Origin of the sequence: Burkholderia sp. Cy-637 (assembly GCF_011753175.1) — a bacterium.
GTDB lineage: Bacteria > Pseudomonadota > Gammaproteobacteria > Burkholderiales > Burkholderiaceae > Burkholderia > Burkholderia gladioli.
In genome coordinates, this window is sequence record NZ_VWWC01000165.1 from 1 (window position 1) to 16,093 (window position 16,093).

Sequence of the window (16,093 nt, forward strand, 5' to 3'; positions counted from 1 at the left end):
CCAGCCGCGCGCGGGCAGGCGCTCGCCGAACAGCGGCACGGCCAGCACCGCGGTGGCGAGCGGCTGCAGCGCGCCCAGCAGGGCCATCACGCCGGCCGGCAGCCCTTGCGCCACGGCCCAGTAGCTGGCGCCGAGGTAGACACCCTGCAGCAGCGCGCCGGCCAGCAACTGGCGGCCCCATTCGCGCCGCGCCGGCCAGCGCGCCCGGCTGGCCAGCGCGATCAAGGCGAACAGCAGCGCGGTGCCGCCGAAGCGGGCCAGCAGGTAGAGATTCGGGTCGGCGTAAGGGTGGATTGCGCGGGCGACGATGAAACCGGTGGACCAGAGCGCGACGAACGCGGCGGCGGCGAGCAAGGCGGACATGCGGGGAAGGCCGGGTGGGGCGCAGCGGAGGAAAGCGCGCAGTATCGGCGCGATGGCGCCGGGCGTCTTGTCAAAAACTGCAGCGAGGCAGAGGGATGCGAGGCGGGAATGAAGCAGGAATGAAGCAGGAATAAAGCGGGGCCAAACCAGGGAGGGATCGAGGCGGCGCCGCGGCGAACGCGAAGCGCTCGCGGGCGCGGCGGTGGTTTGCGCCTTACCCGCGCCATGGCGGCGCGGTTCGCCCCCCGGCTCGCTCAGCCGAGCGCGAAGACCTGGTCGCCCTCGGCCGGCGCCAGGCCCAGGCGGCCGGCCAGTTGCGCGTGCAGGCGTCGCGCTTCCTCCAGCGTCAGGTCGATCCAGTAGGGATCGCCGGCGCCGTCGTTGAGGCGTTCTACGGGGAAGCGGATTTCGAGGGCGGCGGGCGATTCGGACATCGGGAACTCCATGGACAAGCCTGATCAACAAGCCCGGAGTGTAGCAACGCCATCGCGCCCGATTCACGCGGCGTCGGCAATACACCGTTTCAGATGGCGCAGGGGCCGGGGGACGGCTTGCGGAATGCTCACAGTCCTGTCAAGTTCACGTACTACAATAGGCCGCCCCTGGTTTTCGGTGCGTTCCCGGACCGCTTCATGCTTGCAGAACAACGTCATCAATACATCCTGTCGGAACTTTCCCGTTCGGGCGCCCTGTCGGTCGCCGAACTGGTGCGCACGCTCGGCGTCTCGCGCGAGACCATCCGTCGCGACCTGAACGCGCTCGCCACGCGCGGCCTGGTGGTCACCACGCACGGCGGCGCGCTGGCGGCGGACCGCCGCGAGCCCAGCCTGTCGGAGCGCGAGGCCGCCAATGCCAACGCCAAGCAGGCGATCGGCCGCCGCGCCGCCGACTTCGTGCCCGACGGCGCCTCGCTGCTGCTCGACTCGGGCAGCACCACGCACGCGGTGGCGCTGGCGCTGACCGACCGGCATCGCCTGACGGTCTATACCAACGACTGGCGCATCGCCTTCGCGCTGGCGCGCCGCAACGAGAACCGCGTGACCCTGCTGGGCGGCGAGCTGTCCGACGACGAGGACGCCACCTTCGGCCTCGACACGATCCAGCAACTGGCCCAGTACCACGTCGATTTCGCCTTCGTCGGCGCCGGCGGTGTGACGCCCGACGGCGACCTGACCGACTATTCGCGGATCGCCGCCGAGGTGCGCAGCCGGATGCTCGCCTCGGCCGCCACGGCGGTGGTGGTGGCCGACCATTCGAAGTTCGGCCGCGTCACGCCGGTGCGCATCAACGGCATCGAGAACACGCGCTACCTCGTCACCGATCGCGCGCCCGAGAAGACGCTGCGCCGCGCCTTCGCCGCGCGCGGTATCGAGTTGATCGTGTGTGATGCGTGAGTAAAGGGCCTCGTCTGGAAAGCAAAAGCCCCGCTTTGAGCGGGGCTTTTGGTCATGCGGTCCGAATCCGCTTACCAGACTTGGCTTGACCCTTGCGGGCGGGATGCCCCTTGCATCGGCTTACAGGACGTCATTGGCCTGAAATGATAAAGGCTGCGCGCCCGAGTATCGATGCAATATAGCCGCAGGCCCAACGCGATTACCCACCACCCACCGCCCAATCGAGCGCTTCCTCCCGCGACCCCGTCTTCACGCGATCGACACGAAAACGTCATCGCATCGTCATTGCGCTGGCAAGCGGCCCCGCGACACTGGCCTCTCCACCGAGCCGAGGAGCGAGCCGATGTCCGTCACCGTGCGCAGTTACCTGTCCCCGACCCTGGTCCTGCTGGCCTTCGACTGGCCGCAAGCCGCGAGCCGCGACGATTTCCTCGGCTTCGCGATCCGTCGCACGCCGGGCTTTCGCAGCACCGACGGCCAGACGCGCGCGGCCAGCAGCTGGCTGCCCAACCGGCTGACCTTCGACGGACCGGTGGCCGACACGCAGCGCGACGCGCCCACCGACCAGGCGCCGATCCAGAAATTCATGTGGTGGGACGCGCGCATTGATCCGCCCGATCGCGGCCAGTCGTTCCGTTACGACGTCTACCCCGTGGTCGGCCATCCCGACCAGTTGCAGGTGCTCGACGCCGAGGCCGGCCATTGCGCGATCACGCTGCCCGAGCACGTGGTGGACGGCATCGGCACCTGGTTCAACCGTGCCGTGGTCAGCTCGCAGGCCTTCTCGCGGCAGGTGGCGGCGCTCGGCCTGGGCCAGCACGACAAGCCCAGCGACGCCCAGGCGCTGGCGCTGCGCACCTGGCTGGCGAACGACCTGCAGCAGGTGTTCGAGCTGATGCTCGAGCCGGCCACGCGCGCGGCTTCGGCCGTCTATCACCTGACCGACACGCTGTGGGCGATCCCGGCCTTCGAGGCCTTCGGCAAGCAGCATGGCAAGCAGGCGCTGGCGATCGTCTACGACGCGCACCTCACCCAGCGCTCGGGCGGCAAGCCGCCGCTGCCCTCGCCGAACCAGCCGGCGGTCGACCTGCTGAAGGACCTCGCGAGCCTCGCGCCGCGAGACCGCACGCGCATCATGCACGACAAGTTCATCGTGACCGATGCCGCGAACGGCGATCCGCAGCCGGCTCGCCTGCTGACCGGCTCGGCCAACTTCACCACCGAGGGCATCACCGAGCAGGCCAACGTGCTGCACAGCTTCGACTCGGCGATCCTGGCCGGGCTCTACAACGATCGCGCGCGCTCGCTGGCCGCCAATCCCTCGATCGCCGACACGGCGAAGCTGAGCCACGGCTGGTCCGAGCCGGCCCGGGTCGGCAGCGCGAGCGTGCGCGTGGCCTTCTCGCCCGAGCCCGGCAAGCAGCGAACCGAGATCGACACGATCGTGGCGGCGATCCAGGCCGCCCGGCATTCGGTGGTGTTCTGCCTGTTCATGCCGACCGACGCGCCGCTGCGCGATGCCTGCTTCGCGGCCGGCGACGCGGGGCGGATGATGTTCGGCCTGGTCAACAGCATCAGCGTGAAGGGCGCGCAGGCCGCCGAGGCGAACCAGCAGGACGGCAAGACGCTGAACAGCTCGCAGCTCGCGAACCTCTCGCTCTACCATCGCAGCCGCGAGCAGCGCGACGTGATCGACGCCGAGTATTTCTCGCCGGCCACCGTGCCCAAGGGCTTCGAGCCCGAGATGCGCGTATTCCCGGGCGAGGCCGCGCCGCCGTATCCGCCGGTGGTGATCCACCACAAGTTCATCGTGATCGATGCCGAGGGCGAGAATCCGATCGTCTACACGGGCTCGGCCAACATGAGCTCGAACTCGGAGCACTACAACGACGAGAACCTGCTCGAGATCCGCGATCGTCGCATCGCCGGCACCTATCTGGCTGAATTCCTGCGGCTCTACGAGCACTACCGCGCACGGGCGCTGGCGATCGAGGCCAAACGCAGCGGCGGCGCCACGCACGCCGACGCGCATCCGACGCTGAGCCTGCAGCCCGATTCACGCTGGGCGAGGAAGTATTTCGTCGAGGGCAGCCCGGAGGCGAAGGCGCGGATCGCGCTGGCGACGCCGGTGAAGGACGTCTGAGGCGGGCAGGGGAAGAGAGGACGGGCGACGGCGCCGCGAGGCGCGCGCCGTCCAGGCGCGGTTCAGCGCTTGATGTAGCCGAGCACGCTGTCGGCGATCATGGTGCGATGCCGCACGCGCAGGCGCGGCGCCGACGGATCGCGGCCGAACGCGGCGCCGAAGGTGTAGCGGTTCGAGACGCGATGGAAGCAGAAGGAACTGATCATCAGGTGCAGGTCGAAGGCGTCGATGTCGGCGCGGAAATCGCCGGACTCGACGCCGCGCGCGAGCAGTTCCTCGATGGTCTTGATGATGCTGACATTGCGGTTCTTGAAGGACTTCAGCTGCTCGAGATACTTCGCGCCGTGGATGTTCTCGATCGAGACCAGGCGCACGAAATCGCGATGCCGGTCGTGGTAGTCGAAGGTGAACTCGACGAGCCGGCGCATGCCTTCGTCGGGTGACAGTTCGCCGACGTTCAGTTCGAGTTCGAGCGCGCGGATGTCGCCGTAGACCTTCTCCAGCACCGCCTCGTACAGCCCTTCCTTGCTGTCGAAGTAGTAATAGAGCATCCGCTTGGTGGTGTTGGTGCGTTCCGCGATCGCGTCGACACGCGCACCCGTGAGGCCCATCGCCGAGAACTCCTGGGTCGCGACCTCGAGGATGTTGCGCTTGGTCTGCTCCGGGTCGTACTTGCGACGGGATTCGTCGCGGCGCGTACCGCGGGCCGGCTGCGCGCCCTGGTCGGGCGCGTCGGTGTTGCTACCTTGTTTCATGTGATTGTGTCGGCGGCTGGATCCGGCGCATTCTAGCACGCGGGTTCCGGCGCTCCGGGGCGGTTCCGGGGTGCGTTTCGCGTGCGTCGCAGCGGCTGTGTCATGATCGCTTTCCCCCATTCCGTCGCGCTCGAATCCCGCATGAAGGCCTCCCGAATCCCATGGATCCCGCTGCTCGGCTGGAGCTGCATCGCCCATGCCGGCCCGCTCTCGCCGAGTCTCGCCCCGGGACAGAATCTCGATCTTTCGTCCTATCGGCTGCAGACGCTCGACGAGCAGCGCCGGTTCAGGGAAGTCGAGCCCGTGGGCACTTATCAGGATGCCTATTTCTTCACCGACGGCGGTACCGGCGAGATGATGTTCCGCGTGCCGTCCGGCGCCGGACATTCGGCGAATTCGGAGTATCCGCGCGTCGAATTGCGCGAGAGCGGAAGCTGGATGATGGACCCGGCCAGCCAGCAGGTGCATGCCGAGAGCATCGAGCTGCGCGTGATGGCCGAGCCGGCCACCGGCAGCCTGATCTTCGCGCAGATCCACGGCGAGAAGGCAGGCGGCTCTGAGGCCCTGAAGCTGCGCTGGCTGCACGGCGACGTGGTGATGGGCGTCAAGCAGCATTACGGGGACCCGGAGCAACGGATTGCCCTGCTGCGCCAGGTGCCGCTGGGCGCGCCGATCGACTGCCGCCTGCGCTTGGTGGGCGACACGGTGTCGGTCGAGGTGAGCAGCGGCACGGCCCGGGCGGCGCGCGATTTCCAATACGCGGCCGATTCGTGGCGCGACATCCCGGTGTACTTCAAGGTGGGGAATTACTCGCAGGACAGGCGCGAGGACGGCAGCACGAGCGTGGTGGCGGTGCGCAGCCTGACGCTCACTCGCTAAGCGGGCCGCCTCGGCCGCGAGGCCGGCTCAGCCCTGGCCCTCGGCGGGCGGCGCCGGGCGCGCCAGCCTGGCCTGTCGGCGCGTCCTCTCATTGATGACCTGATGACGGCGGTGGTCCGTCATCTTGTTCCAGCCCCGGATTTCCTCGCGCGTGCGCAGGCAGCCGATGCAGAGCCCGGTCTTGCCGTCGAACCTGCAGATCTCGACGCAAGGCGATTTGACCGCCATCGCTCAGGCTCCGGCGGGTGCCGCGTTGACCTCGATCGTCAGGTGCGACAGATCCCGGAAGCGCGCGAGCGCCGAGCGATAGAAGCGCGGGTCGCGCCGCGCCTCGCGGGTGGCCACCGAGACGATCGCGCTCATGTGCCCGGGGCCGACGCGCCAGACATGCAGGTCGAGCACGGTATCGCCCTGGTCCTCGATCACGTGGCGCACGTTCTCGGCCATGCGCTGGCCGGGATCCATGTCGAGCAGGATGCCGCCCGTGTCGCGTATCAGGCCCCACGACCAGTTGGCGATCACCAGCGCGCCGATCACGCCGGCCAGCGGATCCATCCACAGCCAGCCGAAGGCGCGCGCCAGCAGCAGGCCGGCGATGGCCAGCACCGACACCGCCGCGTCGGCGATCACGTGGAAGTAGGCGGCGCGCAGGTTGTGATCGCGATGCGTGGCGGCCGGAGCCTGGTGGTGATCGTGCCGGTCGTGATCGTCGTGATCGTGATGTCCGTCGTGAGGTTCGTGAGCATGACCGTGAGCGTGGCCATGGTCGTGGCCGTGATGCCCGCCGCCCAGCAGCCAGACGCTGGCGAGGTTGACCAGCAGCCCCAGCACGGCGATCGGGATCGCCTCGCCGAAGTGGATCGGCACCGGCGCGAAGAAGCGCGCGACGGCCTCGTAGCCGATCAGCAGCGCGATCATGGCGAGCACGATCGCGCTGGTGAAGCCCGCCAGGTCGCCCAGCTTGCCGGTGCCGAACACGAAGCGCCGGTCGGTGGCGTGGCGGCGCGCATAGGTGTAGGCCAGCGCGGCGATCAGCATGGCGCCGGCATGGGTGGACATGTGCAGGCCGTCGGCGACCAGCGCCAGCGAGCCGAACAGGCTGCCGCCGACGATCTCCGCCACCATCATCGCGCCGCACAGCGCGATCACCATCCAGGTCCTGCGTTCGTTGTCCCGGTGAGACTCGCCGAGGAATACATGCTCGTGCCGCGCGCCGGCGGCGGACTGATCGGTCCTGCTCATGCTCGCCCCTTACTTGAAATAGCTGTGGATGATCTCGACCAACTGCTCGGTGCCGCTGCCGTGCCCGTGGTCGGGCTCCGCATCGACCAGGTGCGTGCGGATGTGATCCTCGAGCACCACGGCCAGCAGGCCGTTCATCGCGCCGCGGGTGCTGGTGACGAGCTGCAGCACGTCCATGCAGCCGCGCTCCTCCACGAGCGCGCGCTCGATCGCCTCGACCTGCCCCTTGATGCGGCGGATCCGGTTCAGCAGCTTCTGTTTTTCGCGAATCGTGTGGCTCACGGCCGATACTCCCTGAATACGCCAGGGCGCCATCTTACTCCAGATAGGGTAGGGGGGTATACTTTCTCGTGCTGAAACGAAGCGGCGCGCCGCCGCCGGCATGACATCCGGGGCGAGGCGTGTCGCTGCCCCTCAAGCCCACGGCGCCACGGCGAACAGCTTGGCGATCCACTCCACGAAGGCACGCGTCTTCGCGGCCTCGTGCTTGACCGAGGCACGCACCACGCTCACGCCGGTCTCGCCCTTGACCTCCCAGTCCGGCAGCACCTGCACCAGGCGGCCGTCGGCGAGCTCGCGTTGCACCAGCCAATCGGCCGACATGATCAGCCCATGGCCGGCGATCGCGGCCTGCACCACCGCCTGCGCGTCGTCCATCTCCAGGCGCCCGCCGACCTTGATCGCGCGGCTCCTGCCATCGCGCTGCAGATGCCAGATCGGGTGGGTGACGAGCCGCGTGAAGGAAATGCATTCGTGTCGCGCCAGGTCCTCGGCTTCCGTCAGCGCCGGCCGCGCATCGAGGTAGGCGGGCGCCGCGCAGATCAGGCGCCGCGTCATCGTCAGGTGCCGCGCGATGAGCCGGCTGTCCTTCATCTCGCCGATGCGCACGCCCGCGTCGAATTCCTCGGCGATCAGATCGACGTAGCGATCCGCGTAACACACCTCCACGCGGATCCCGGGATACCGGGCGAGGAATTCCGGCAGCCGCGGCGCGATCCAGAGCCGCCCGAAGGCGACCGGCAGGCTCAGCCGCAGCAGGCCGGTGGGCGACGAGGACATGGCGCGCGCCTCGTCCTCGGCATGGCGCACCATGTCCATCGCCGAGCGCAGCCGCTCCCGGAAGCGCGCGCCGGCTTCCGTGGCCGCCACCCGGCGCGTCGAGCGTTCGAGCAGGCGAATCCCCAGGCGGGTTTCCAGCGCGGCCACGCGCCTCGACACGACCGAGCCGTCTCGCCCCAGGCGACGCCCGGCCGCCGAAAAACTACCTGTCTCGAGCACTGCCAGGAAGGCTTCGGCCTGATCCGCTTCGATACTGTTCATTCGTGCACCCGATGCAGCAATGTTGTGTTTTCGAGGCGAATTATAGGGCCGTCGTCCCGCTAGCATCTGGCCTTCCCATTTCATTCGGAGGCTCCCCATGCGGGCATTTCAATTGGCATCGCTGTCGCTCGATTCTCTCCATTGCATCGAGGTCCCCACGCCGGCACCCGGCCCCGACGAAGTCCTGATCCGCCAGCGGGCCGCGAGCCTGAACTACCTCGACCTGCTGGTGGCGTCGGGGCGGCTGGGCAGCGCCGAGGCGCCGTCCTTCATTCCCGGCACGGACGGGGCGGGCGAGATCGTCGAGGTCGGCAGCCGCGTGCGGGGCTGGTCGGTGGGCGAGCGGGTCGTGCCGGGGCTGGTCGTGGACTGGGTGGCCGGCCCGCTCACGCGTGCCGTGTCGGAGCGCATGCGAGGCGTGACCCTCCCCGGTTCGCTGGCCGACTACGCGGTGGTGCCCGCCAGCGCGCTGGTGCGCATTCCCGAGCCGCTGTCGTTCCTCGAGGCCGCCAGCCTGCCGATCGCCGCCACCACCGCGTGGAACGCGATCCTGGAAGCCCGGGTCCGGCCCGGCTCGACCGTGGTGCTGCTCGGCACCGGCGGCGTCAGCCTGTTCGCCCTGCAGTTCGCCAAGGCGGCCGGCGCGCGCGTGATCATCACCTCCTCGTCCGACCGCAAGCTGGAACGCGCTCGCCAACTGGGCGCGGACGTCACGATCAACTACCTGACGACGCCGGCATGGGACGAGGTCGTGCTGGCGCAGACGGCCGGCGCGGGCGCGGACCTGATCGTGGAGACGGTGGGCGCGGCGACCTTCCCGCGCTCGCTCAACGCGGCGGCCTATGCGGGGACCATCTTCGTGGTCGGCTTCGTCAGCGGCATGGAGCTGACGATCCCGGTGCTGCCGATCGACCTGAAGACCTTGCGCATTATCGGCAACAACACCGGCTCGACGGCGAACCTCGCCGACGCGGCGCGTGCCGTCGCGCAGGCCGGGATCAAGCCGGTGATCGACCGGGTGTTTCCTTTCGAGGAAGCGCGCGAGGCCTATCGCCTGCTGCAGGGCGCGACGCATTTCGGCAAGATCGCGATCGAGATCGATCCGCGCTGAGGCGCGTCGGCGCGCGGCGGGGCGGCACGCGATGGATCGCGCGGCACCGGCGGCGCCTGCCGCTCGACGCCGTCGGTGCGCTCAGCGCCGCCGTGCCGCCAGTGCGTCGCGCGCCTGCCACGCGCTGTAGGTCAGTTGCGCGGCCGCCAGCCCGGCCAGCCCATAGGTCGGCACCAGCCCGAAATGCGCGAACGCGGCGGGCACCGGCGCGGCCCCCGCGATCGCATCGGCCAGCACCTCGCCGGCCACCGTGGTCGGCGCCATGCCGTGGCCGCCGAAGCCGACCGCGTGCCAGATGCCGTCGGCGTCGCGGCCGATCTGGGGCATCTTGTGCCGCGCGTAGCTCATCAGGCCGCCCCAGGCGAACTGCACCTCGACGTCGCGCAACTGCGGATAAACCAGCGCCAGGTCGCGCTTGAGCAGCCGCGCGATCGCTTCGGGGCTGCGCTCGCGGATCGAGATGCGGCCGCCCCACACAATGCGCGTGTCGGCCATCGGGCGGTAGTAGTCGAAGGCGAAGCGCGTGTCGTAGACGGCCGAGCGGCAGGCGATCGCATCGGCGAGCCGCGCGCCCAGCGGCTCGGTGGCGATCACGTAGGTGGCGATCGGCAGCACCGCGCGCTCGACGCGACGATGCACGCCGCGCGCGTAACCGCCGCCGGCGAACACCACGTCCTGCGCGTGCACCTCGCCATAGGCGGTCGACACCACCAGGCCGGCGCCGCGCCGCCGGATCGACAGCACCGGCGTGCGTTCGGCGATGCGCGCGCCGCCTTGCCGGAGCGTCCGCGCGATGCCGAGCACGTACTTGAGCGGATGGAAGTGGAAGGCGTTGCGCTCGAACAGCCCGCCGTGATAACGCGAGGTCTTCAGGCGCTGCTGCAGCTCGGCGGCGGCGAGCGGCTCCCAGTCGACGCCGAAGGCCTGTTTCATCAGCCGTCGCGGCGCGTCGAGCCGCGCCGGGTCGGCGAACCAGTTGGCGAGGATCACGCCCTCGTCGACCAGCTCGCAATCGATGCCATGGCGCGCCACGCGCGCGCGGATCCGGTCGACCGCATCGAGGGTGAGGCCATAGAGGCGGCGCGCCTCGACCGGGCCGAGGCGGGCCAGCAGCTCGGCGTTGTCGAGGCTGTAGCCGCCGAACACGAAACCGCCGTTGCGGCCGGAGGCGCCATGGCCGACATGCTGCGCATCGAGCACGATGACGTCCGTGATGCCGCGCTCGACCAGCCCGAGCGCCGTGGAAAGGCCGGCCAGCCCACCGCCGACCACGCAAACGCGCGTCTCGACGCGGCCCGACAGCGGCGCGTCGGCGGCGGGGCGGGTGACGCTGGCTTCGTAGTAGTTCTGCATCTGACGCGACTCCGCAAGAACGGGACGTGCCGGCATCCTAACCCGCGAGCGGCGGCCCGGCGAGATCGGGCAAACACGCGCGGGTCGCGGGACCTCGGGATGTCGGCGCGAGCCGATCCTCGCGCGCGGGCTCTGGTATCTTCTGCCGATCGGCATCGTCACCGGGCGGCGCCGCGCGTCGCCTATCCGGAGCGCGCCGCCGCCCGGTCCGCCCCGTGCCCGGCGCCGGCATGCACCGCGCCGCCGCACGGATCCACGCGAACCCTCATACATGGCCAACCCATCATGACCGCCACGACGACTCCCTCCCTGTCCATCCAGCCCCTGCTCGCCGAACTCGGCGTCGATCTTGCCGCCTGGCGCGGCGACGCGCTGACGGCGCGCTCGCCGCTCGACGGCAGCGTGCTGGCCACCCTCGCCACCGACAGCGCCGCCGACGTGACGCGCAAGATCGACGCCGCGCATGCCGCCTTCACGCGCTGGCGCACGGTGCCCGCGCCCCTGCGCGGCGAGCTGGTGCGCCGCTTCGGCAACGTGCTGCGCGAGCACAAGGCCGCGCTCGGCCGCCTGGTCACGCTCGAGGCCGGCAAGATCGCCTCGGAAGGGCTGGGTGAGGTGCAGGAGATGATCGATATCTGCGATTTCGCGGTGGGCCTGTCGCGCCAGCTCTATGGCCTGACCATCGCCTCGGAGCGCCCCGGCCATCGCATGATGGAAACCTGGCATCCGCTCGGCGTGTGCGGCGTGATCTCGGCCTTCAATTTCCCGGTCGCGGTGTGGTCCTGGAACACGGCGCTGGCGCTGGTGTGCGGCGATCCGGTGGTCTGGAAGCCCTCGGAGAAGACGCCGCTGACGGCAATCGCCTGCGATGCGCTGTTCGCGCGCGCGGTGCGCGAGTTCGAGGCCGAGCATCCCGGCGTGGCGCCCGAGGGCCTGAGCCAGCTGGTGATCGGCGGGCGGGAGGTGGGCGAAGTGCTGGCCGCCTCGCCGAAGGTGCCGGTGGTCAGCGCGACCGGCAGCGTGCGGATGGGGATCGAGGTCGCCAGGGTGCTCGGCGCGCGGCTCGCGCGCAGCATCCTCGAGCTGGGCGGCAACAACGGCATGATCGTCGCGCCGAGCGCGGATCTCGACCTAGTGGTGCGCGCGGTGACCTTCGCCGCGGTCGGCACGGCCGGGCAGCGCTGTACCACGCTGCGCCGGCTGATCGTGCATCGCGAGGTGGCCGCCGCGCTGCTGCCGCGCCTGGAGAAGGCTTTCGCCTCGGTGAAGGTGGGCGATCCGCTCGACGCGGGCACTCTGGTGGGCCCGCTGATCGACCGCGCGGCCTTCGACGCGATGCAGGCGGCGCTGGCCGATGCGCGCGAGCAGGGCGGGGTGGTGACGGGCGGCGAGCGGGTCGAGGTGGCCGGCGCCGAGGCGTTCTACGTGCGCCCCGCGATCGTGCGGATGCCGAAGCAATCGGCGGTGGTCGAGCGCGAGACCTTCGCGCCGATCCTCTACGTGCTCGAATACGATGCGCTCGACGAGGCGGTGGCGCTGCACAACGGCGTGCCGCAAGGGCTCTCCTCGTCGATCTTCACCAACGACATCCGCGAGGCCGAGCAGTTCATGTCGGCCGCCGGCAGTGATTGCGGCATCGTCAACGTCAATATCGGCACCAGCGGCGCCGAGATCGGCGGTGCCTTCGGCGGCGAGAAGGAAACCGGCGGCGGCCGCGAATCGGGCTCGGATGCGTGGAAGGCCTATATGCGCCGCGCCACCAATACCATCAACTACAGCCGCGAGCTGCCGCTCGCGCAGGGCGTGAAGTTCGACGTCTGAGCGCGCCGCAAGCCGCGAATCCGCATCGAGGCGCGCCCCGGAGGCGCGCCTTTTTCATGTCGCCTGGGCCTGCCGGTGGAAGCGGTAGTCGGTGTAGCCGCGCGCGTCGCCGCCGTAGAAGGTCGCGCGATCATAGGGATCGAGCGGTACCTCCATGCGCAGCCGCTCGGGCAGGTCGGGGTTCGATATGAACAGGCGGCCGAAGGCGACCAGGTCGGCGCCCCGGCGCTCGACGATCCGTCGGGCCGATCCGGCATCGAAGCCGCCGGCCACGATCAGCGTACCGGTGTACCAGCCGCGCAGCTCGGCGGTCGAGATCGCCTGCGCATCGGCCTCGACATCCTCGTTGCCGCGAATCCGCGGTTCGATCGCATGCAGGTAGGCCAGCCGGTAGCTATCGAGCCGCTTCACGACATGGGCATGGGTCGCACGCGGATCGCTGTCCGACATGGTGCCGTAGCTGCCGCTCGGCGAGAGCCTCACGCCGACGCGATTCGCGCCCCATTCGGCCACCACCGCGTCCAGCACGTCGAACAGGAAACGGGCGCGGTTCTCGATGGTCCCGCCGTAGAGGTCGTTGCGATGGTTCGAGCCGTCGAGCAGGAACTGGTCGAGCAGATAACCGTTCGCCGCATGCAACTCGACGCCGTCGAAACCGGCCAGCCGGGCCAGCGCGGCGCCGCGCCGGAACTCGTCGACCACGCCCGGGATTTCGTCGAGCGACAGCGCGCGCGGCATGACCTGCTCGGCGTCGACGATCCGGCCGGCGGCATCGCGGATCGCCGCCTGCTCGTAGGCGCGGATCGCCGACGGCGCGACCGGTTGCTCGCCGCCGATATTGGCCGGATGCGCCTGGCGTCCTGCATGCCAGAGCTGCAGGAAGATCCGGCCGCCCCTGGCGTGCACGGCGGCCGTGACCCGCTGCCAGCCGCGTACCTGGGCATGCGTGAAGATGCCGGGTGCGTCGGCGTAGGCGATGCCGAGCGGGGAGACGGCGGTTGCGTCGGTGATCAGCAGGCCGCCTTCGCTCGCGCGCTGCGCGTAGTACTCCGCCATCAGCGCGCCAGGCACGTTGCCGGCATCGGTTCGCATCCGTGTGAGGGGCGCGAGGACCACGCGATGGTCCAGGGCATAGGGGCCGACGCGGGTGGGGGTGAACAGCGGATCCATGGGCGCTCCGAGGGGCTGGAAGGGATGCACCATGATCGGCGGCAGCGGTGCCGCGCCGCTAGCGGGGGCCCGGCGATAACAGCCATTCCCGGCAGGAATGAACGATCGCGTCGGCTCGGCCTCCTCCCTGGCCGAGGTCGCCGCGTCGGCTATCGCGACGCGCGCGCCGCCGTCGAGCCCCGCACGATCAATTCCCCCGGCAGCACCAGGGTGCGCGCCGACATCGCCGGCTCCGCCAGCCGTTGCGTGAGCAACTGCATGGCGTTCTTGCCGATCTCGTAGACGGGCTGCGCGATCACGGTCACGCCGGGCGTGACCAGGTCGGTCCAGGCGTCGTTGTCGAAGCCGGCCAGCGCGACGTCCTCGGGCACGCGCGCGCCGGCCTCGCGCAGCGCGCGGTAGGCGCCGAGCAGCAGCAGGCCGTTGCTGGCCACGATCGCCTCGGGCCGTCCCGCCGCCGCGGCCTCGCCCAGCCAGGCGCCCACGCGCTGGCGCGCGGTTTCCGCGTTCGGCTCGACGAATTCGGCGCGCCCTTCCAGGCCGTGGCGGGCCAGCGCGTCGAGGAAGGCCGCGTGCCGTTCGCGGCCGGTGGTGCTGGCATTGCCGAACAGCCCCGCCACCCGGCGATGGCCGCGCGCGATCAGGTGCTCGACCAGCCGGCCGGCCGCGTCGCGGTTGTCGAGCGTGACCGCGTCGGCGGTGCCGGGCGGCCCGGCGCGATCGATCATCACCACCGGGAAGGCGTAGGCGCTCGCGTCGAACCGCTGCGCGGCCGCGTGGGTCGGCGAATAGATCACGCCCGTGACGCGCTCGCCGGCCATCAGGCGCAGGTACATCGCCTCCTTCTCGGGGTTCTCGTCGGTGTTGCAGAGGATCACGCGCATGCCCTGCGCGTAGGCGGCATCCTCCACGGCGCGGCTGACCTCGGTGAAGAAGGGGTTGCGCACGTCGGAGACGATCAGGCCGATGGTGGCCGTGTCGCCCGAGCGCAGCCGGCGCGCGGCCGCGTTGGGCCGGTAGTCGAGCCGCTCGATCACCTCGAGCACGCGCCGGCGCACGCTGTCGCGTACCGGGCCATTGTTGGACAGCACGCGCGAGACGGTGGTGACCGACACGCCGGCCGCCTCGGCGACATCCTTGATACGTAGTGCCATATCGACTGGTATCGATTTCAGTTCTTGGATCGGGAAATACCCTGATTCGACGGGATCGCGACAGCGGCCCTGGACCGCCGCGGATGCCCGGAAGCAGGCGTGCCTGCGCATTCTAGCGGGGCTTGCGGCGAATTTCAGCCGATTTTCAAATCTCCGGGGCGGCTTGACGGAAAAAGTGGTATCGATTTCAATACGCCCATTCCAACGAATCGTCAGGAGACGCGATGTCGTCCTTGCTTACCGCGGGGCAGGTCCGGCTCGCCGCCCGGGCCGCCTCCCGCCACGATGCGATCGACCAGGCCGGCGCGCTGCTGGTCGAGGCCGGCGTGATCGAGCCGGCCTATGTGGCCAGCCTGCACGGCCGCGAGCAGGTGTCGAACACCTATCTCGGCCATGGCGTGGCGATCCCGCATGGCCTGCAGGAGGACCGTCACCTGATCCGCCGCACCGGCGTGGCCGTGCTGCAACTGCCCGAGGGCGTCGAATGGCGCGACGGCGAGCGCGCCCGCCTGGTGGTCGCGATCGCCGCGCAATCGGACCAGCACATCGTGCTGCTGCAGCGGCTGACGCGCCTGATCGGCGATCCGGCGCGGCTGGCGCGGTTGCTGGCGACGCGCGACGCGCAGGCGATCGTCGATGCGCTCGACGGCGATGCCGGCGCGGCGCCCGAGGCAGGATCGGCCGCGATCGTCCATGCCACGCCGGCCGATTACGCCGAGCGCGTCGAGCTGGTGCTCGATTATCCGCATGGCCTGCATGCCCGCCCCGCCAGCGCCTGGGTGGCCTGCGCGAAACGCTTCCAGGCCGCGCTGCGCGTGCGTCACGGCGATAGCGCCGCCGATCCGAAGAACCTCGTCAGCCTGCTGCAACTGGGCGCCACCGCGAATGCCGCGCTGGTGCTGTCGGCGCAGGGCGTCGACGCGGCCGAGGCGCTGGCCGCGCTGAAGCGGACCATCGAGGCCCTGTCGGCCGAGGAGCACGCGCGCGCCGACGCGGCGAAGCTGCGCCGCCAGCAGGCGCAGCCGGCGCTCTGGACGCCGCGCGATCCGGCCACGGTGATCGAGGGCGTCGGCGCCGGCCCCGGTTTCGTGGCCGGGCCGGTGCGCCTGATGCGCTCACGCACGCTCCAGATCGAGGACCGCGCCGACGATCCGCTCGACGCCGCCACTCGCCTCGAGGCGGCGCTGGCGAGCACCGCCCGCGAGCTCGAGGCGCTGGCGCGCGAGACCGGCACGCGGCTCGGCGAGGCCGAGGGCGCGATCTTCGTGGCGCAGCGCGAATTGCTCGACGACGCCGCGCTGCTCGACGAGACGGCGCGGCGGGTGGTCGACGGGCACGGGCTGGCCTGGTCCTGGCATCGCGCCACCGAGCAGCAGGCGGCGAAGCTG

At 70.2% G+C, this 16,093-nt stretch carries 16 protein-coding genes; 6 read left to right on the top strand and 10 right to left on the bottom strand.

What is annotated here, in order from left to right:
- Together F3J10_RS29025 and F3J10_RS29030 are read right to left on the bottom strand one after the other, a co-directional pair.
- The coding region (locus tag F3J10_RS29025; protein WP_167243546.1) for an EamA family transporter at window positions 1-363 on the bottom strand (363 nt) is incomplete at its 3' end.
- A gap of 254 nt (window positions 364-617) precedes the next feature.
- Window positions 618-797 (bottom strand): hypothetical protein, encoded by a 180-nt coding sequence (locus tag F3J10_RS29030; protein ID WP_025100711.1) that lies wholly within the window; start codon window positions 795-797, stop codon window positions 618-620.
- 198 nt (window positions 798-995) lie between these two features.
- Here F3J10_RS29030 and F3J10_RS29035 point away from each other — a divergent pair, with 198 nt between their 5' ends.
- Both F3J10_RS29035 and F3J10_RS29040 read left to right on the top strand, forming a co-directional pair.
- A complete protein-coding gene (locus F3J10_RS29035) occupies window positions 996-1,757 on the top strand; it encodes a DeoR/GlpR family DNA-binding transcription regulator (protein WP_013689396.1) in 762 nt (253 codons plus the stop codon).
- A 343-nt stretch (window positions 1,758-2,100) separates the two neighbouring features.
- Window positions 2,101-3,900: a phospholipase D-like domain-containing protein gene (locus F3J10_RS29040; protein WP_167243547.1), complete on the top strand. Its 1,800-nt coding sequence runs from the start codon at window positions 2,101-2,103 to the stop codon at window positions 3,898-3,900.
- Window positions 3,901-3,962: 62 nt separating this feature from the next.
- Here F3J10_RS29040 and F3J10_RS29045 read toward each other — a convergent pair whose 3' ends face one another.
- Window positions 3,963-4,655: a TetR family transcriptional regulator gene (locus F3J10_RS29045; RefSeq protein ID WP_166913890.1), complete on the bottom strand. Its 693-nt coding sequence runs from the start codon at window positions 4,653-4,655 to the stop codon at window positions 3,963-3,965.
- 141 nt (window positions 4,656-4,796) lie between these two features.
- Between F3J10_RS29045 and F3J10_RS29050 the strand changes: the two genes are divergently transcribed.
- Complete coding sequence (locus F3J10_RS29050) at window positions 4,797-5,534, top strand: polysaccharide lyase family 7 protein (protein WP_167243548.1); 738 nt, start codon at window positions 4,797-4,799, stop codon at window positions 5,532-5,534.
- Between the two features lie 27 nt (window positions 5,535-5,561).
- On the opposite strand, the gene F3J10_RS29055 is transcribed toward F3J10_RS29050, so the two are convergent.
- The 4 genes from F3J10_RS29055 to F3J10_RS29070 all read right to left on the bottom strand — a co-directional run bounded on the left by F3J10_RS29055 (window position 5,562) and on the right by F3J10_RS29070 (window position 8,096).
- Window positions 5,562-5,762 (bottom strand): DUF1289 domain-containing protein, encoded by a 201-nt coding sequence (locus tag F3J10_RS29055; protein WP_167243549.1) that lies wholly within the window; start codon window positions 5,760-5,762, stop codon window positions 5,562-5,564.
- A 3-nt stretch (window positions 5,763-5,765) separates the two neighbouring features.
- A complete protein-coding gene (gene dmeF, locus F3J10_RS29060; RefSeq protein ID WP_167243550.1) occupies window positions 5,766-6,776 on the bottom strand; it encodes a CDF family Co(II)/Ni(II) efflux transporter DmeF in 1,011 nt (336 codons plus the stop codon).
- 9 nt (window positions 6,777-6,785) lie between these two features.
- Window positions 6,786-7,058, bottom strand: coding sequence for a metal/formaldehyde-sensitive transcriptional repressor (locus F3J10_RS29065; protein ID WP_025100706.1), 273 nt, complete (start codon window positions 7,056-7,058; stop codon window positions 6,786-6,788).
- Between the two features lie 132 nt (window positions 7,059-7,190).
- A complete protein-coding gene (locus tag F3J10_RS29070) occupies window positions 7,191-8,096 on the bottom strand; it encodes a LysR family transcriptional regulator (RefSeq protein WP_167234126.1) in 906 nt (301 codons plus the stop codon).
- Between the two features lie 97 nt (window positions 8,097-8,193).
- Between F3J10_RS29070 and F3J10_RS29075 the strand changes: the two genes are divergently transcribed.
- Window positions 8,194-9,207: an NAD(P)-dependent alcohol dehydrogenase gene (locus F3J10_RS29075; protein WP_166913894.1), complete on the top strand. Its 1,014-nt coding sequence runs from the start codon at window positions 8,194-8,196 to the stop codon at window positions 9,205-9,207.
- 81 nt (window positions 9,208-9,288) lie between these two features.
- Here the strand turns inward: F3J10_RS29075 and F3J10_RS29080 are convergent, their stop codons facing one another.
- The gene (locus tag F3J10_RS29080) at window positions 9,289-10,560 is read right to left on the bottom strand and encodes an FAD-binding oxidoreductase (RefSeq protein ID WP_167243551.1); all 1,272 of its coding nucleotides are present in this window, start codon (window positions 10,558-10,560) and stop codon (window positions 9,289-9,291) included.
- A gap of 285 nt (window positions 10,561-10,845) precedes the next feature.
- Between F3J10_RS29080 and F3J10_RS29085 the strand changes: the two genes are divergently transcribed.
- Window positions 10,846-12,381, top strand: a complete 1,536-nt coding sequence (locus tag F3J10_RS29085; protein ID WP_167243552.1) for an aldehyde dehydrogenase family protein — start codon at window positions 10,846-10,848, stop codon at window positions 12,379-12,381.
- Window positions 12,382-12,435: 54 nt separating this feature from the next.
- Here the strand turns inward: F3J10_RS29085 and F3J10_RS29090 are convergent, their stop codons facing one another.
- Window positions 12,436-13,551: an alkene reductase gene (locus F3J10_RS29090; RefSeq protein WP_167243553.1), complete on the bottom strand. Its 1,116-nt coding sequence runs from the start codon at window positions 13,549-13,551 to the stop codon at window positions 12,436-12,438.
- Between the two features lie 149 nt (window positions 13,552-13,700).
- Window positions 13,701-14,705: a LacI family DNA-binding transcriptional regulator gene (locus F3J10_RS29095; RefSeq protein WP_025101089.1), complete on the bottom strand. Its 1,005-nt coding sequence runs from the start codon at window positions 14,703-14,705 to the stop codon at window positions 13,701-13,703.
- 224 nt (window positions 14,706-14,929) lie between these two features.
- On the opposite strand from F3J10_RS29095, the gene F3J10_RS29100 reads away from it, so the two are divergent.
- On the top strand, window positions 14,930-16,093 hold a 1,164-nt coding region (locus tag F3J10_RS29100; RefSeq protein ID WP_167243554.1), incomplete at its 3' end, for an HPr family phosphocarrier protein.

What these genes read in the sequence shown, in the direction of transcription:
- F3J10_RS29030 (WP_025100711.1), bottom strand. Translation starts at nt 797, where the DNA reads ATGTCCGAATCGCCCGCCGCCCTCGAAATCCGCTTCCCCGTAGAACGC.
- F3J10_RS29035 (WP_013689396.1), top strand. Translation starts at nt 996, where the DNA reads ATGCTTGCAGAACAACGTCATCAATACATCCTGTCGGAACTTTCCCGT.
- F3J10_RS29040 (WP_167243547.1), top strand. Translation starts at nt 2,101, where the DNA reads ATGTCCGTCACCGTGCGCAGTTACCTGTCCCCGACCCTGGTCCTGCTG.
- F3J10_RS29045 (WP_166913890.1), bottom strand. Translation starts at nt 4,655, where the DNA reads ATGAAACAAGGTAGCAACACCGACGCGCCCGACCAGGGCGCGCAGCCG.
- F3J10_RS29050 (WP_167243548.1), top strand. Translation starts at nt 4,797, where the DNA reads ATGAAGGCCTCCCGAATCCCATGGATCCCGCTGCTCGGCTGGAGCTGC.
- F3J10_RS29055 (WP_167243549.1), bottom strand. Translation starts at nt 5,762, where the DNA reads ATGGCGGTCAAATCGCCTTGCGTCGAGATCTGCAGGTTCGACGGCAAG.
- dmeF (WP_167243550.1), bottom strand. Translation starts at nt 6,776, where the DNA reads ATGAGCAGGACCGATCAGTCCGCCGCCGGCGCGCGGCACGAGCATGTA.
- F3J10_RS29070 (WP_167234126.1), bottom strand. Translation starts at nt 8,096, where the DNA reads ATGAACAGTATCGAAGCGGATCAGGCCGAAGCCTTCCTGGCAGTGCTC.
- F3J10_RS29075 (WP_166913894.1), top strand. Translation starts at nt 8,194, where the DNA reads ATGCGGGCATTTCAATTGGCATCGCTGTCGCTCGATTCTCTCCATTGC.
- F3J10_RS29080 (WP_167243551.1), bottom strand. Translation starts at nt 10,560, where the DNA reads ATGCAGAACTACTACGAAGCCAGCGTCACCCGCCCCGCCGCCGACGCG.
- F3J10_RS29085 (WP_167243552.1), top strand. Translation starts at nt 10,846, where the DNA reads ATGACCGCCACGACGACTCCCTCCCTGTCCATCCAGCCCCTGCTCGCC.
- F3J10_RS29090 (WP_167243553.1), bottom strand. Translation starts at nt 13,551, where the DNA reads ATGGATCCGCTGTTCACCCCCACCCGCGTCGGCCCCTATGCCCTGGAC.
- F3J10_RS29095 (WP_025101089.1), bottom strand. Translation starts at nt 14,705, where the DNA reads ATGGCACTACGTATCAAGGATGTCGCCGAGGCGGCCGGCGTGTCGGTC.